Genomic DNA, 15,914 nt, shown 5'->3' with positions numbered 1-15,914 from the left:
GGGTTTCATCCCGTGCCCCCGAGAGGCCCAAGGGCACGCGCAAGGGGCCCCAGGTCAAGCCGACCCACCGCTGGAAGTCCAGCGCCCCACGCTGGAAGCCCAGCCAACTCCGCTGGAAGTCGCAGCCCGCGAACGCTGGAAGCTCAGCCCGCGCAAGCTGGAAGCCCAGCCCGCGCAAGCTGGAAGCCACACGACCAGAAAACCCAACCTCACGCCGAGTCGACCGCGAAGAGCCGCACCACCCCCGGATACCGCCACCGCTCCAAAGCCTCCGCCGCCACCTCCCGTGCGGGAAGAAAAGGCTTGACGGACAACCGAACCACTGTCGGCAAGCGATACACCCCTGGCACCGTCTCCAGCAAGAGGTGCGCATCGTGCAGAGCGGCGAGGCCGTCCTCCACCCACCGCTGAGGCCGATTCGTCAACGTGGTCAACGCGGATGCGCCGAGTTCCTCGCGCGGCAGCAGGCCGAAGTAGCCGAGCAGTGAACGCGCGCCGTCGGGCAGCTCCTGGAAAGCGGACGCGAGGAAGGAGCCGTCGTCCTCTGGCAGGGTCAGGGAGGTGGCCCACCGCTCCTCGTCGGCCATGTGCTCGACGAGGTGGGCCACGGGCCACGTGGGGTGCGCGGCGAGCCGGACGGCGGCGGTGCGCACGGCTACGGGGAGGCCGCAGCACAGGGTTGCCAGGCGGCGCACGGAGACGGGGTCGCGGAGCGCGCGCTCGCCGAGCAGGGACTGGAGCAGCGCGACGGAGTCTGCGGAGCGAAAACCGCCCAACCGCAACGATCTTACCCCGCAGCGGAGCGCGAGGCCGTCGAGCCGCCGAGAGCTGGTGATGATCACCTGGCAGGACGGCGAGCCGGGGAGCAGGGGTCGGACCTGGGCGGTGCTGGTGGCGCCGTCGAGCAGCAGCAACAGCTTCTTGCCGTCCACAGTGGACCGGAACAGGGCGGAGAGTGCGCGCTCGTCGCCCTGCTCCGGCCGCACCCCCAGTCCGTCGAGCAGCCGGAGCAGGGCCTGGCGCGGGGTGACCTCGCCGCGGAGGTCGACGTGCAGCTGGCCGTCGGGGAACCGTTCGCGCATGCGGTGCGCCCAGTGCACGGCCAGGGCGGTCTTGCCGGTCCCGGGCATGCCGGTGATCACCAGCGGGCCCTCGCCGGGGGTGAGCGCGGCCAGTTCCTCGGTGCGGCCGGTGAAATCGGCGAGGTCGGCGGGCAGTTGCGCCGGGCGGAGCCGGGGAGCGGGGGGAGTGAAGGCGTCGGCGCGGACGGCTCGTTCGAGTTCGCGCAGCGCCGCGCCGGGGGCGACGCCGAGCTCGTCGCGCAGGGCGTCGGCGCAGCGCCGGTAGGCGGCGAGGGCCTCGGCGGGCCTGCCGCACTGGGCGAGCGCGGTCATGTGCTGGCCGACGAGCCGTTCGCGGAACGGGTGCGCGTCGACGGCTTCGCCGAGCCTGCGCAGCAGATCGGTGTCGGCGCCGATCCGCAGCCGCGCGTCGACCAGCTCCTCGAAGGCCGCGACGCGTTCCTGTTCCAGTGCCTCGGTGACCGAGGGCGCCAGCCCCGGCAGGTCCACGTCGACCAGCGCGGGCCCGGTCCACAGGGCCAGCGCCTCCGACAGCACGTCGACGACGGCGTGGTCGCCGGTGCCCCCCCGGGCTTCCTGGACCAGACGGCGGAAGCGGTACAGGTCCACCGAGTCCGGGGGGACGACCAGCCGGTACCCGCCGCGCCAGGTCTCGACCCGGACGTCGGTCCGGCCGTCGAGCGCCTTGCGCACCTTGGAGACGTAGCCGGACACCAGGTTCCGGGCCCGCTCGGGCGGCTGGTCGGCCCAGAGCAGGTCGACCAGCCGCTCGATCCGGACCGCCCGATTGGCCTCCAGCAGCAGCACCGCGAGCACGGCGCGGTGCTTGCCCGCACCGAGGACGAGGTCGCGAACCAGGACGGGACCGAGCACCCGGAAGTCCATTCCTGCCCCTTCACGTTGGAAACGCACGTATCCGGCACTACGGATGCCAAGTCCCCAACGTTCAGAGCTTCAGGAAATTCTTTCCGGCGCTGGCATCAGCCTCCGATCTGGTATGCGCGGACGATCGTCTGCTCCACGGTGTTGCCGTCGGCGTCGGATGCCTTGGCCCGCAGCGACGCGTGGCCGGAGGCCGGGTGGGTGACGGTGGCCTTCCAGTGGTCGCCCTCGCGGGCGAGCTGGACCGATTGCCATGTGCCGCCGTCGTTGTAGGAGATCTCCACCTCCAGCTTGTCGGCGGTGATCTTGGCGTCCTGGGCCTGCACCCGCACGGGGAAGGAGAACTCCTTGCCGCCCGGTGCCCGGTTGCGCAGATCCACCGCGGGTGCGTAGCGAACCGCCAGCAACGGCAGCGCGTCACCTTCCGCGTAGCCCGAAGCGAAGGTCCACGCGGCTTCGATCTTCGTCGAAGAGACCTGCCGGGTGACCGACGTGGTCAGCCGGTAGCGCTGCTCGTCGTTGGGCACGACGAACGTGCCGCGCCCGGGCAGCTCCTGCGTCCCCACGAGCTTGTCTCCCGCGTACAGGCTGGTCTTGCCCGTGTCGGTGCTCGCGGCGGTCCTCGAACGCCCGGCACCGTCGGAGAACACCGGGATGGTCACGTCCAGGAGGTTCCGGTTGCGCCAGGCCCACGGGTGGTTCTTCCCCAGCACACTGCTGGTCTTGCCCGCGAAACCCGGTCCGGCGACGGGGATGTCCCACGCCAGGTTGTAGGACTTGCCCGCCTCCAACGTGATCCGCTCCGAAAGCGACGCCGAGTTGTACGGCCCGCCGAGGAACAGGTTCCACGTGCCCGGCGTGAAGTACTCCACGCGCTCGGTCTGTGCGGGCACCGGGTCCATGACCTGCGTGCCCGTGTCACCGAACGGCCACTCCCGCTTGGCGAAACTCCTGGTGAGCGGCGCGTTGTCGTAGGCGTGGTAGGCCGTGCGCACCGACGCGAGATCCCGGGTCTTCACGTCGTAGGCGAGCTGGTCCGGCACCCGGCCCACGCTCGGGAACGACAGCTCCATCCGGTGCGCGTTTCCGGTATTGGTCATGACCGATGCCTCGACGCCGCCCGCCTTGACCGCGGCGGAGAACTGCTTGCCGCTGTCGCCGGTGAAGACCACCACGGGAACGGTGATCGGCTCGGCGTTCTTGGTCAGGGCCGGGGCGACGGGCAGCAGACCGATCGCCTTGGCACCGGCCTTCTGCGTCGCGAGGACCCGCTTTAGCATCTCGTCCCGGCTGATGTTCTCCGGCAGGTCGAGCACGACGAGCTTGCCCTTGGCGTCGATGCCCGCGAGGTCCTGCGCCGTGCCCTGGCCGCCGTGCACGGTCTTGTGCCGCACGGTGCCGTTGGGCTGTTGCGGCCCGTCGAACGGGTACGCGGCGACCTCGAAGCGCTTCGGCGTCTCGGCCCAGAACTCGAACTGCGACTGGCGCACGCCGAAATCGTTGGAGTAGCCGAAGTTCGGCGAGGTCACGCCCGGCTCGGAGTAGGTGTAGACGGTGGTGAACCTGGGGTGCGCGAACAGGAGGTTGCTGAACGGGTAGTCGTAGCCCTTCACCTTGGTGGTGAACCGCTGCGTCCAGAGTTCCGGCCGCGCCCCGGTCTGGTCGGTGGTCAGCGTGACCTGCTTGCCCTTGCGCATGTCGAAGCGGACCGTGGTGGCGCCGTCGCCGACCCGGACGTTCGGGTTCGCGACGGTGCCCATCGCCGTCTCGCCGGGGGTGTCGACGTAGCCGGTGACCGTGTACGTGCCGGGCGCGACCCGGATCGGCTCACCGGCGGCGCCGCCGAGCCGGTCGCCGGTCTCGGGGTTGATCAGCGTGAACGTGGCGTTCTGGGCCGGGTTTCCCTTGCGGTCCAATGCTTCGATCTTGAGATCGTGCATCTCCGGCTCGTCGTGCACCGCGACCGGCGTGCGCACCTGCGCCGCACCGTCCGAAGTGGACGCCACGAGAACTCCGCCGTGGTTCCCGGGTTTGCCGGAGCGCGGGGTCGCGGTCAGCTCGACGTCCGCGGTTCCCTTGGCGGGGACGGTGATCGTGTTGGTGTTCAAGGTGGCGAGCCCGGCCGGAGCGCCCGGGATCTTCAGGTCGAGCGCGAGCGTGACGGGGGCCGCGCCGTCGTTGCGGTAGGTCAGCTTCCGCTTCTGCTTGTCCTTGGACGGCCAGCGCAGGTACGCGTTCACCGACGCGCTGAGCGCCTGCACCTGCTGCCTGGTCGCGCGCGCCAGGTCGAGGCGGCCACCGCCGACCGCGAACGCGCCGAGGTCACCGGCGGGCGCGGCGGAGCTGACCAGCGCGGACTTGATCCGGTCACCGGACCAGTCCGGGTGTTGCTGCACAAGCAAAGCGGCTCCGCCCGCGACGTGCGGGGTGGCCATCGAGGTGCCGGTGAGCCGGACGTGGTGCTCCCCGACCGGCTCGCCGAGCTGCGTGCCCTTCGCCTTGGCGGCCACGATGTCCGTGCCCGGCGCGGCGATCTCCGGCTTCAGCGCGCCGTCACCGAGGCGAGGGCCGCGGCTGGAACTGGGGCTGAGCCGGTCGGCTTTGGTGGTGTTGCCGACCGCGAGCGCGGCATCGGCGGTGGCCGGTGAGCCGATCGACTGGTCGGCGCCGAAGTTGCCCGCGGCGATCACGAACAGCGTGCCGTGCTTGCCGCTCAACGTGTTCACCGCCCGCGACACCGGGTCGGTGCCGTCGGTGGGGTAGCTGCCGAGGCTCATGTTGACGATCTTGGCCTTCACCTCGGCCGCGGCCCAGTGCATGCCCGCGAGGACCGCGTCGAAGGAGCCGCTGCCGCTGTCGTCGAGCACCTTGCCGATCGCCAGCGTGGCGTCCGGCGCGACGCCCTTGAACTTCGCGCCGACACCCGAGACCGTCGCGGCGACGTGCGTGCCGTGCCCGTGGCCGTCGCCGGTGTTGCCCTTGCCGGAGAAGTCCTTGGCGGGCCCCACTTTCCCGGTGAGGTCGGGGTGTGCGGCGTCGGCGCCGGTGTCGAGCACGGCGACGGTGACGCCCTTGCCGGTGAAGCCGGACTGCCAGGCCGCGGGCGCGCCGACCTTGGGCACGCTGACGTCCAGCGACGCCTGCATCTTGGCGTTGAGCCACACCTTGCGCGGTCCCTGCAACGCCCGACCGGACGCGGTCAGCGAGCGCCAGAACTCCGCGGCGTCCCGCTTGCGCTCGGCCACCGACGCCAGGTTCAGCTCCGGCAGCGCGCGCGTCACGGTGCCCCCGGGCGGGGACGCCGCCCTGACCTGCTCCGGGAACTCCGCCAGCAGTGGGATGGAGTCCGTGCGCGCGTCGTCGTAGCCCTGGCGGATCAGGCCGGTGATGTTGAACAGCTCGCGGTCCACCGTGCCCGCCGAGACCAGCCGGGAGGCTTCCTCGGGCATCAGGTACCAGTCGGTGACACCGCCGCGCCGCGCCTGGAACTGGCTGTAGCGCTCGGTCTTCCCGGGGTTGTCGAGGGTGAGCGACCACTGCCCGTCAGCGCGCTCCTGTGCGCGGACGCGGTCACCGGTGATCAGGGTGACGAGATGGGCCGAGCCGGACGGTGGCGCGGGGGCGGCCGTCGCGGGCGTCGTGGTGAGCACACCGGCCACCACGGAGACCGCGACGGCCACTCCGGCAATCCGTGTTCTTCGGGTCATGCTTCCTTCTTGCCCGACTTCACACCCCGCGTTCCCGCCTTTCGGGCTGACCGGTGGAAGTTGCGCGACGAACTAAAAACCCCTCGGCTGCGTCAACCATTCGCGCTGGTCAAGGCTGGGCCATCCGGGTAGAACCTGTCCTTTCGCGACGCTTGCCACTGATCAGGTCACCTGGTCGTGTGTTTCGGCGGAACCGGGCGCGCTGGTAATCAGGTCGAAAGCGTTCCCTTTCGGAGGTCGTCATGCGCTCATCCCGTTTCGCCGCACTGGCCATGGCGTCGGTGATGCCGGTCCTGCTCGCCGCCACTCCGGCCCAGGGAGCGCACTACGTCGCGCTCGGCGACTCGTTCGCCTCCGGGCAGGGGACCGCGCGCTACTACCGGGACTCCGGGGACTGCGCGCGCGGGCCGCTGGCCTACTCCGCGCTGTGGGCCGCCGCGAACGCCGTCGCGAGCTACGCGTCCGTCGCGTGCTCCGGCGCCACGACCAAGGACGTCCTCAATGGACAGATCAAGGCGCTGTCCGCGAAGACAACGCTCGTCACGATCTCCATCGGTGGCAACGACATCGGTGCCCCGGCGGCGATGCGGGAGTGCACGATCGGCTCCAAGGCGGGCTGCGACCGCATCCTCGCCAACGCGGTGAAGACGATCGCCACCACCCTGGCGGGCAAGCTCGACGCCACCTACGCCGCGGTCCGGAAGGCCGCCCCGTCGGCGAAGGTCGTCGTGGTGGGCTACCCGAGGATCTTCGAGCCGGGCCGGACCTGCGACGTGCTCACCCGGTCCCGCCGCGCCGAGGTCGTCGCGATCACCGACTCCCTCGCCGGGGTGATCTCCGCCCGCGCCGCGGCAGCCGGGTTCGCGTTCCTCGACGGGCGGACCGCGTTCGCCGGGCACGAACTGTGCTCGCGCGCCCCGTGGCTCAACGAGCCCGGCCTGCCCGCCGACGACTCCTACCACCCGAACCGCCTGGGGCACGCCAAGGGCTACCTGCCCGCGCTGACCGCGCTCCTCGGCTGAGCCCGGAGCCAGAGCAGGCCCAGTGCCAGCAGCACGAGGCCGTGCACCACGATCTCCCAGCCGTACAGCCCGGGATTGGTCACGGTGAACGCTTTGCTGAAGACGTTGTGCGCGGTGTGGAAGCCGACCGCCAGCCACACCGTGCCGGTCGCCGCCCGGCACGCCGCGAGCGCGAACCCGAAGCCGCACGCCATCAACATGTAGAGCACCTGCTCGAAGAAGTTGTGCGTGCCGCCGGAAGAGAAGATGTGGATGGAGCCGAACACCAGGGAGGAGACCACCACCGCTGTCCATAGTGGACGTTCGCGGCGCACCGTGCCGAACAGGTAGCCGCGGAAGAGCACCTCCTCCGGGAACGCCTGGCTGAGCAGAACTCCCAACAGCGCCAGCCACACGCCGTCCAGCCGGAAGCCCGCTCGCCACTCGGCGAGGCCGAACAGCACGTAGAACACGTGCGCCACGGCCATCACGGCGGCTCCGAGCAGCACACCGAGGAGAAGATGGGCCACGGACCTCAGGTTGAACGTGATGCCGAGGCCCGACCACGGTGCGCGGTCGACGAACCGTTGGAGGCTGTAGGCAAGGAGCAGCGCGCCGACGCAGATGACCAGCAGCGCGGGCAGCATGCCCAACGGCTTGGTCAACGTCGGCCCGACACCGAGGACGAGGGCGAACAAACCCAGTACCGGCAGGACAACGCGCGCTCCCCACGGGAGGCGTGCACGGTGTTCATCGATCATGCGGACGACGCTAAGGCGGCCGCGCGCGCCGCACATCGAGCCGGGGACACGGGTAAGACATGACCACGGTCATGGGTGAACGGCTCTACTGTCGACGCTGTGAGACCCCTGTTGTTCAGCGTGGTGTTCTGGGTGGTGGTCGCCGTCCCGGTGGTGCGGTACGCGACCGGCGCCGAGTTGGGGTGGGCCGGGCCGATCCCGCAGGCGATCGCGCTCGCGGTGCTCGTCGCGGTGTGGCTCGTGCTGCCGTGGGACCCGGGCTCCAGCCGCAGGTTCGTCGGGCCGGTGTTCTTCGGCGTCTGCATCGCCGTCACGGTGCTCGGTGGTTATGGCACGGAGGGGCCGCTTCTCGTTGTGGCGCTGGCGAATCTCGTGTTCCTCTTCGGACTCCGGGTCGGTGCGGTGCTCTCGGCCGCGCTGTTGATCACGATGCTGGTGACGGCGCCGACACTGGCCGGGGCGACGTGGGCGAGCTCGTTGTCCCAGGCGATCTCGCTCGGCACGATGTTCGCCTGCATGCTCGGGCTGGCTTCGGCGGTCAACGAGGCGCGGGCGTCGCGCCAACGCGTCCGGGAGCTCACCGTGGCGGAGGAACGCGCGCGCATGGCCCGCGACCTGCACGACTCCACCGGGCACCACCTGACGGTGATCAAGGTCGGCCTGGAGAACGCCGAGCGCTTCCGCGACCGCGATCCCGAGCGGGCGTGGGCGGAAGTCCGCCAGGCCAAGGAGTTGACCGTCGAAGCGCTGACCGAGGCGCGGCGGTGGGTACGCGCGCTGCGCCCGCTCGCGCTGGACGGACGGCTCGGCGGCGCCGCCCTCGCCGAGCTGGCGAGGTCCTTCGACGGCACCGGGATCACCGTGCGGTTCGTCGTGGAGGGCGCCGAACGCCCGCTTGATCCGGATGTCGAGCTCGTGCTGTACCGGATGCTTCAGGAAGGGCTGACCAACGCGCTGCGCCACGCGAACGCCGACAGCGCGACGGCGACGTTGAGCTTCGAGGAGGGGCGCGTGGTGTTCGAGGTGCGCGACGACGGGCACGGGGCCGAGGCATCGCCAGGATTCGGACTGTCCACTTTGGCCGAACGCGCTCGCGCGGTCGGGGGCACGCTCGTGGCGGGCAACTCGGCGGGCGGGGGATTCTCTGTGCGAGCGGAGCTTCCCGCATGACACCGGTGCGCGTGCTGATCGTCGATGACCAGGTGCTGATGCGGCAAGGGCTGTCCAAGCTCCTGGAGATCGAGGATGACATCGAGGTGGTCGGCACCGCAGCCGACGGAGCCGACGCGCTCGCGCTGATCCCGGACTGCCGCCCGGCGGTCGCCTTGGTGGACGCGCGGATGCCGGGGATGGACGGCGTCGCGCTGATCGCGGAGCTGACCGCGCGGTTTCCCGGCGTCGCCGCACTGGTGTTGACCACTTTCGACGAGGACGACTACCTGTTCGGGGCGATCCGCGCGGGCGCTCGCGGTTACCTGCTCAAGGACACGTCACCGGACGAGCTGGTCGCGGCGATCCACAAGGCGGCGCGCGGCGAGACCGTGCTCGGTTCCGCGGCGGCGGCCCGGCTGATGGCCGACGTGCGCCGCCCCTCCACAGTGGACGGTTCGCTGACCGCGCGGGAGCTGGAGGTGGCGCGGCTGGTCGGCGCGGGCGCGACCAACGCGGAGATCGCCGCTGCCCTGTTCATCACCGAGGGCACGGTGAAGAACCACGTCTCCGCGGTGCTGCGCAAGCTCGGCCTGCGCGATCGGGTGCGGCTGGCGCTGCGGTTCAGCGGCCGGTGATCCGCCGCGCGGCGAGCCTGCCGGAGATCAGCACCGGCGGCACCCCGACCCCCGGCGTCGTCCCGCACCCGGCCAGCACCGCGTTCGCCGTGCCGCCGACCAGGTTGGCCGGGCGGAACGGGCCGGTCTGGGCGAAGGTGTGCGCCGTCGCGAACGGGGTTCCGGCCGCGTGCCCCATCGCCGCCCAGTCGGCGGGCGTGACCAGTCGCTCGACCTCGATGCCCGCGCCGAAGCCGGTCAACCCGCGCGCTTCCAGCGTCGCGACCAGCTCGTCCCGGTAGCGCGGGCCGATCCGGGCCCAGTCGAGCTGTCCGGCCTGGAGGTTCGGGCAGGGGGCGAGCACGAAGTAAGCCTGTTTGCCGGAGGGGGCCAGCCCGGGGTCGGTTGCGGTCGGCCGCGTGATCAGCAACGACGGGTCGGACATCGGCACGCCGCGGCCGATGATCTCCGTGAAGGTCCGGCTCCACTCCCGGCCGAACGAGATCGTGTGGTGTCTGAGCCGTGGCCAACTCCCCGTGGAGCCCGCGTGCAGCACCACGGCTGACGGTGAGTACCGGAGCTTCACGGGGCGTTTCGGGGTGTGGCCCAGCAGTCGGTAGGAGGAGTGCAGCTCCGGTGTCAGCACGACCGCGTCGCAGGGGATGCGCTCACCGTTCTCCGTGTGCACGGCGGTGATTCGATCCGCGCTGCGTTCCAGGCTCTTCACCGTGGTGTCGTAGTGGAACTTCGCGCCCGCGGTGGTCGCGGCGTTCGCGAGGGCGTCCGGGATCGCGCGCATTCCGCCCTTCGGGAACCAGACCCCCGCGACGGTGTCCATGTACGCGATCACTCCGTACGCGCCCAGCGCTTTTTGCGGCGCGACACCCGCGTAGAGGGCTTGGAACGAGAAGATCCGGCGCAGCCGCTCATCGCGCACGAACCGCCCGATCGCCGGTCCGAGCCTGCCGAATCCTTTGAGCTTGGCCAGCCTGACGAGTTCGGGCCCGAGCAGGTCCAGCGGTGAGTCGAAGTTCGCGCCGATGAACGTGTCGATCTCGGCCTCGTACAGGTCGGTCAGCCACTTGCGCAGCCGCGCGTAGCCCGCTGCCTCTTCCGGCCCCGCGACGCGCCTGACCTCGGCTTCCATCGCGTCGGCGTCGGTGTGCACGTCGATGCTCGTGCCGTCCGCGAACTCCGCGCGGTAGGCCGGGTGCAGCGGCACCAGCTCGACGTGCTCGCGCAGGCTCGAACCGACCGCGGCGAGGGCTTCGTCGAGCAGCTCCGGCATCGTCAACACCGTCGGCCCGGTGTCGAAGCGGTATCCGCCCAGGTCCAGCCGTCCCGCCCGACCGCCCGGGACCCCGTCGCGCTCCACCACCGTGACCTGGCGGCCCGCGCCGAGCAGGTGCAGCGCCGCCGACAACCCGGCCAGCCCCGCCCCGACCACCACCACGTGATCAGACCGCCCCGTCACCTCCCGCACACTCCTCCTCACCAACCTCCCCACCCAACCTCTCTCCACTCAGCGCCTCTCCACTCAGCGTATGTCCCAGCGAGGTTGGGACGTCTTCAAGACCACCAAACCCCGGCCTCCGCGGTCTCAAACCGCTACTAACCCCGGGGTTAGTGGCAGTTAGCGACCGCTGGGAAGGGGGTACGGCGTACTTGAAGACGCCCCAACCACGGCGGTCATGTGGTGGCCCGGCCGGTGGGGAGGGGTGGGGGCGGATAGCGTGGCGGGTGAGGGACACCGCCGGAGGAGGGGCCAGGATGGGCAGCCGCGAGCTCGACGCGGCCGGGATCACCGAACCCCGGCTCCGGCGGGCGTACCTGCGTTGCCGCGCGCTCAACGCCCGCCACGGTCGGACGTACTTCCTCGCCACCAGGCTGCTCAGCCCGGCGCGGCGGCCCGCGGTGCACGCGCTGTACGGGTTCGCCAGGTGGGCGGACGAGCTCGTTGACAATCCGTCCACAGTGGACACTGAGGACAGCGCAAGAGCGCTGGACGAGCTGGACGAGTGCCTGGCGCACGCGCTGAAAGAGGGCGAGAGCGGGCACGCGGTGCTGTCGGCGCTCATCGACACGATCGAACGCTTCGGCCTGGAGCACGGGCTGTTCACCGACTTCATGGCGTCGATGCGGATGGACCTGACGGTCACCGAGTACGCCACGTTCGCCGATCTGGGCTGCTACGTCCGAGGCTCCGCCGAGGTGATCGGCCTGCAGATGCTGCCGGTCCTGGGCACGGTCGGCCCGCGTGAGGAGGCCGAGCCCTACGCCGCGCGGCTCGGCGTGGCCTTCCAGATCACCAACTTCCTCCGGGACGTGTCCGAGGACCTGGACCGCGGCCGGATCTACCTGCCGCTGGCGGAACTGGGGGCGTTCGGCGTGGACCGCGACCGCCTCCGCTGGTGCCAGGCGCGCGGCGGGGCCGACCGGGCCGTGCGCGCCGCGCTGGCGCACCTGATCGCGTTGAACTACGCCGACTACCGGGCGGCCGAGCCGGGGATCGAGCTGCTCGCGCCGGAGTCCCGGCCCTGCATCCGCACGGCTTTTCGGCTCTACAGCGGCATTCTCGACGAGCTCGTGGCCGCGGACTACGACGTGTTCGCTGGCCGGGTCGCCGTGCCCAGGATGCGTAGACTCGCCGTGGCCGGAGCGGCCCTGATCACCCGTGGTCTCCAGGAGGTAGCGCGATGAGCCGTCCCATCACCATCGTCACCGGCGGCGGCCGGGGCATCGGCGCCGCCATCTGCGTCCGGCTGGCCGCGGACGGGCACGACGTGGTGATCGGCTACCGCAGCGACCGCGAGGCCGCGGCGGCCGTGGCCAAGGAGGTCGCCGAGCGCGACGGCCGATCGCTGTTGGTCGCGATGGACACCGCGGTGGAGGCGGACGTCGAACGCCTCTTCGACACCGCCGCCGCGGAGCTGGGGCCGATCTCCGGACTGGTCAACAACGCTGGTGTGACCGGGAAACTCGGCGCGTTGGTGGACACGAGCACGGAGGACCTGCGGCAGGTGCTGGACGTCAACGTCTTCGGCTACCTGCTGTGCGCGCGCCGCGCGGCCAAGGACATGGCCGGACGCGGTGGGGCGATCGTCAACATCTCCTCGGCCGCCGCGACCCTGGGCAGCCCCGGCGAGTACGTGCACTACGCCGCGAGCAAAGCGGCCACGGACGCGATGACCGTTGGCCTGGCAAAGGAACTGGCCAAGGACGGCATCCGGGTGAACGGCGTCGCGCCGGGCACGGTGCACACCAGAATCCACGCGGACATGGGGGACCCGGACCGCCCCAACCGCGTCGCGAGCCGCATCCCGCTCGGCCGTTCCGGGCAGCCGGAGGAGATCGCGGGCGCGGTGTCGTGGCTGTTCTCGCCGGACGCCTCGTTCACGACGGGCACCACGATCAGGATCGCGGGCGGTCTCTGACATGCGGGTCACCGAGGGTTTCGACAAGGCCGCGGCGGCCTACGACCGCCTGGTCGGCGCGAACCCCGGCTACCACGCACAGCTACGGCTGTCGGCGCGCCGCATGGGAATTCCGGCTCGGGGGAGAGGACAGCGCCTGCTCGACCTCGGCTGCGGGACGGGCGCCTCGACGGCCGCGCTGCTGCGAGCCGCTCCGGAAGCGGAGATCGTGGCCGTGGACGGATCGGCGGGAATGTTGGCCCGCGCCAAGGAAAAGGACTGGCCTCCCACGGTCAGCTTCGTGCACTCGCGCGTCGAGGACCTGAAGATCGATGGGTCCTTCGACGGGATCTTCGCCGCCTACCTGGTCCGGAACCTGCCTGACATCGACGGCGGCCTGCGCACGATCCGCAAGCTGCTGCGGCCGGGAGCCCCGTTCGTCGCGCACGAGTACTCCGTCGCGGATTCGGTGCTCGCCAAGGCGGTGTGGACGGCGGTGTGCTGGACGGTGATCATCCCGGCGGGCCGCCTGACCTCCGGGGACGCCTCGCTCTACCGCTACCTGTGGCGCAGCGTACTGGACTTCGACGGAGTGATCGACTTCGAGAACCGCTTGTCCAGCAACGGTTTCGACACCATCCGAACCGGAAGCATGTCGGGCTGGCAGCGCGGCGTCGCGCACACGTTCTTCGCCAGGAGGACACTGCGGTGAGGGACCGCCGTGCCGTCCTGCACCGCGCACGCCCGGGCCGAGCGACCGCGACCGATCGCGTCGTCGCCGTTGTGGGCGGCGGAATCGCGGGCCTCGCGGCGGCGACGGCGTTGGTGGAGCGCGGAGTCCGGGTCGTTCTGCTGGAGCGCGAGCAGTACCTGGGCGGGCGCGTCGGCGGCTGGCCGACGATCCTGGCGGACGGTTCCCAGGTCTCCATGAACCGGGGGTTCCACGCGTTCTTCCGCCAGTACTACAACCTCCGCGACCTGTTGCGCCGCACCGATCCGATGCTGTCACGGCTCACCCCGATGCTGGACTACCCGCTGGTGCACAGCGACGGCTACCGCGACACCTTTCAGAGCTTGCCGAAAACCCCGCCGTTCAACGCTGTCGCCTTCGCGTTGAACAGCCCCACGTTCACCCTGCGCGACCTCTCCCGCCTCAACGCCCGCGCGGCCCTGCCGCTGGTGGACGTGCGCGTTCCGGGAACCTACGACAAGCTCGACCACATCAACGCCGCCGAGTTCCTGGAGCAGCTGCGTTTCCCGCCCGCCGCAAGGCATCTGGCGTTCGAGGTGTTCTCCCGCAGCTTCTTCGCGGCACCGACCGAGTTGTCCGCGGCCGAGCTGGCTACGATGTTCCACCTGTACTTCCTCGGTTCCAGCGAGGGCCTGGTCTTCGACGTCGCGGCCGACTCGTTCGCGACCCTGTGGGAACCGCTCGGCGCCTACCTCTGCAACCGCGGTGCGGAGATTCGCCTTGGCACAGCAGTGGAATCGATCGCGATCGGCGGCTCCCGCCGCTTTGCAGTGGACGGCCTCGAAGTCGACGGAGTGGTCCTCGCGGTGGACGTGCCAGGGCTGCGCGGGCTGATCGACCGGTCGCCGACGATCGGGGACGAAGCCTGGCGCGCGCGGATCAACGACCTCCGCACAGCACCGCCGTTTCTCGTGTCGCGGTTGTGGCTCGATCGGCCGGTGCGCCCCGAGAGGCCAGGATTCCTTGGTACGAGTGGATATGGTCCGCTCGACAACATCAGCGTGCTCAACCGCTACGAAGGAGAGTCCCGCTCCTGGGCCGCGCGCACGGGTGGTTCGGTCGTTGAGCTGCACGGCTATGCACTGACCACTGTGGACGATGCGCGCGACAGGTTGCTGGCGGAGCTGCACCGCGTCTACCCGGAAACTGCCGAAGCGCGGATCATCGACGAGCGTCACGAGCTGCGCGAGGACTGCCCGCTGTTCCCGCCGGGCGGATTCGCGCACCGGCCGACCGTGGCAACGCCGCAGGAAGGCTTGGTGCTGGCCGGAGATCTCGTGCGCATCGACCTCCCTGTCGCGTTGATGGAGCGTGCGGCGACCACTGGAACGCACGCCGCGAACCTGCTCCTGGAGCTGTTCGGCGTTCGTGGTCATCCACTGTGGACTGTTCCGGTCGCCGGCCGATGGGCGCCGCTGCGCGCTCTCGCCGCGCGGTTCAGCCAGTAGCGGTCAGCGCGCGGTTGCGACGCGCCTGGATGGCGGTGCGCACGAAGTACGCCGCGGTCGGTCGAACCGGGACGGTGTAACCGAGATTCCACAGGTGCCAGGACAGAGTCGTGCGCATCCACTGCCCTTCGGCCAGCTCGCTGAGCGCCACCACACCGGCCACCGTTGTCCGATTGGCACTGGGTAGCTGACTGAGCACCCGCTGCGCGAGCCGCGACGGCTGCCCCAGCCAGCTGGGCGTGAGGACCACGAGCACCGAGTACTCCTCGACCGAGACCGGCACGTCGGTGGCGGGCAGGCAGTCGACGTTCACACCCCAGGAGCGCAGGTCCGAGCAGACGGCGTGCTCCGAGCGGCCGTCGAGCGTGCAGTCGAGCACCAGTGCGCGCATGGGGGGACTCCTGGGGGCGTGTTGGGTGGCGGCATCGGTTCTACCCTGTCGGCGGAGCCCGCGTACTCACACGATCGTGTGATCAACTTCTCGGTGGGGGAATCGGCTGGTCACGCAGGGCTGCTGCCACAGCGACCAGGTTCCCCGCCATCGCCCGACCGGTGCTGTGTGACCAGTCCTTGCCGTCATCAGTGTCCGAGCCAGTGTCCGCATAGGACGGTCCAGGCCCCGGCCCGCGGTTCCAGTACGTCCACGCCTGGCCGGGGATCGTGTAGCCGATGTCACCGAGCCCTCCGGCCAGCTCGCTGATCACGTGGTGGGCGCCGTCCTCGTTGCCGGTCACGACCACCCCGGCGACCCGGTTGTAGGCGACCGGCCGCTCCTCGTCGTCGGTCTCGGAGATCATCGCGTCCATCCGCTCCAGCGCCAGCTGGGCGATCGACGACGGGTGCCCGACCCACGTCGGCGTCGCGAACACCAGGATCTCGGAGCTGAGCAGCTTGTCGTGCACGGCGGGCCACGGATCGCCCGCGCCGAGGTCGGTGTCCACGCCGGGCGGGATGCCGAGGTCGACGAGCCGCAGCTCCTCCACGGCGACGCCCAGCTTCTCCAGTTCGGTGACGACGACTGACGCCAACTGCTCGGTGTTGGACTCGGCAGGGGACTTCTTCAAAGTGCAGTTCAGCACCAGTGCGCGCAGTGTCATGCGGCC

General features: G+C 70.5%; 14 protein-coding genes. 7 read left to right on the top strand and 7 right to left on the bottom strand.

The window, feature by feature from the left end; all coding sequences use genetic code 11:
• The 3 genes from NLX83_RS36515 to NLX83_RS36505 all read right to left on the bottom strand — a co-directional run.
• Positions 1 to 190 (bottom strand): hypothetical protein (locus NLX83_RS36515; protein WP_254239834.1); only part of this gene is annotated, 190 nt, incomplete at its 3' end.
• 19 nt (positions 191 to 209) lie between these two features.
• Entirely contained in the window at positions 210 to 1,967 is a 1,758-nt protein-coding gene (locus NLX83_RS36510; protein ID WP_254239833.1) for an AfsR/SARP family transcriptional regulator, read from the bottom strand.
• Between the two features lie 95 nt (positions 1,968 to 2,062).
• Positions 2,063 to 5,671 carry a S8 family serine peptidase gene (locus NLX83_RS36505; protein WP_254239832.1) on the bottom strand — a complete coding sequence of 1,203 codons (3,609 nt, stop codon included), beginning with the start codon at positions 5,669 to 5,671 and terminating at the stop codon, positions 2,063 to 2,065.
• 242 nt (positions 5,672 to 5,913) lie between these two features.
• Here NLX83_RS36505 and NLX83_RS36500 point away from each other — a divergent pair, with 242 nt between their 5' ends.
• Complete coding sequence (locus NLX83_RS36500) at positions 5,914 to 6,693, top strand: SGNH/GDSL hydrolase family protein (RefSeq protein WP_254239831.1); 780 nt, start codon at positions 5,914 to 5,916, stop codon at positions 6,691 to 6,693.
• On the opposite strand, the gene NLX83_RS36495 is transcribed toward NLX83_RS36500, so the two are convergent.
• Positions 6,660 to 7,433, bottom strand: coding sequence for a CPBP family intramembrane glutamic endopeptidase (locus NLX83_RS36495; protein ID WP_254239830.1), 774 nt, complete (start codon positions 7,431 to 7,433; stop codon positions 6,660 to 6,662). The two genes, NLX83_RS36500 and NLX83_RS36495, sit on opposite strands and share 34 nt — an antisense overlap.
• A 99-nt stretch (positions 7,434 to 7,532) precedes the next feature.
• Here NLX83_RS36495 and NLX83_RS36490 point away from each other — a divergent pair, with 99 nt between their 5' ends.
• Positions 7,533 to 8,603 (top strand): sensor histidine kinase, encoded by a 1,071-nt coding sequence (locus NLX83_RS36490; RefSeq protein ID WP_254239829.1) that lies wholly within the window; start codon positions 7,533 to 7,535, stop codon positions 8,601 to 8,603.
• Positions 8,600 to 9,220 (top strand): response regulator, encoded by a 621-nt coding sequence (locus tag NLX83_RS36485; protein WP_254239828.1) that lies wholly within the window; start codon positions 8,600 to 8,602, stop codon positions 9,218 to 9,220. Before NLX83_RS36490 ends, NLX83_RS36485 begins: the two co-directional genes overlap by 4 nt.
• Here NLX83_RS36485 and crtI read toward each other — a convergent pair.
• On the bottom strand, positions 9,207 to 10,682 hold the full coding sequence (gene crtI / locus NLX83_RS36480) for a phytoene desaturase family protein (protein ID WP_254239827.1): 1,476 nt from the start codon (positions 10,680 to 10,682) through the stop codon (positions 9,207 to 9,209). The two genes, NLX83_RS36485 and crtI, sit on opposite strands and share 14 nt — an antisense overlap.
• A 287-nt stretch (positions 10,683 to 10,969) precedes the next feature.
• On the opposite strand from crtI, the gene NLX83_RS36475 reads away from it, so the two are divergent.
• Genes NLX83_RS36475 through NLX83_RS36460 form a run of 4 tightly spaced genes read left to right on the top strand, consistent with a single transcriptional unit; the run spans position 10,970 to position 14,811 of the window.
• Entirely contained in the window at positions 10,970 to 11,899 is a 930-nt protein-coding gene (locus NLX83_RS36475; RefSeq protein WP_254239826.1) for a phytoene/squalene synthase family protein, read from the top strand.
• Positions 11,896 to 12,633, top strand: coding sequence for an SDR family oxidoreductase (locus NLX83_RS36470; RefSeq protein WP_254239825.1), 738 nt, complete (start codon positions 11,896 to 11,898; stop codon positions 12,631 to 12,633). The genes NLX83_RS36475 and NLX83_RS36470 overlap by 4 nt, the downstream gene beginning before the upstream one ends.
• A gap of 1 nt (position 12,634) precedes the next feature.
• On the top strand, positions 12,635 to 13,324 hold the full coding sequence (locus NLX83_RS36465; RefSeq protein WP_254239824.1) for a class I SAM-dependent methyltransferase: 690 nt from the start codon (positions 12,635 to 12,637) through the stop codon (positions 13,322 to 13,324).
• Positions 13,321 to 14,811, top strand: a complete 1,491-nt coding sequence (locus NLX83_RS36460; protein ID WP_374118858.1) for an FAD-dependent oxidoreductase — start codon at positions 13,321 to 13,323, stop codon at positions 14,809 to 14,811. Before NLX83_RS36465 ends, NLX83_RS36460 begins: the two co-directional genes overlap by 4 nt.
• Here the strand turns inward: NLX83_RS36460 and NLX83_RS36455 are convergent.
• Entirely contained in the window at positions 14,801 to 15,202 is a 402-nt protein-coding gene (locus tag NLX83_RS36455; protein WP_254239823.1) for a hypothetical protein, read from the bottom strand. The genes NLX83_RS36460 and NLX83_RS36455 overlap by 11 nt on opposite strands.
• An 82-nt stretch (positions 15,203 to 15,284) precedes the next feature.
• On the bottom strand, positions 15,285 to 15,908 hold the full coding sequence (locus tag NLX83_RS36450) for a flavodoxin family protein (protein ID WP_254239822.1): 624 nt from the start codon (positions 15,906 to 15,908) through the stop codon (positions 15,285 to 15,287).
• Positions 15,909 to 15,914 lie beyond the last annotated feature (6 nt).

It is taken from the genome of Allokutzneria sp. A3M-2-11 16 (assembly GCF_024213555.1).
Classification (GTDB): domain Bacteria; phylum Actinomycetota; class Actinomycetes; order Mycobacteriales; family Pseudonocardiaceae; genus Allokutzneria.
This window is presented reverse-complemented; position numbering and strand designations above follow the sequence as displayed.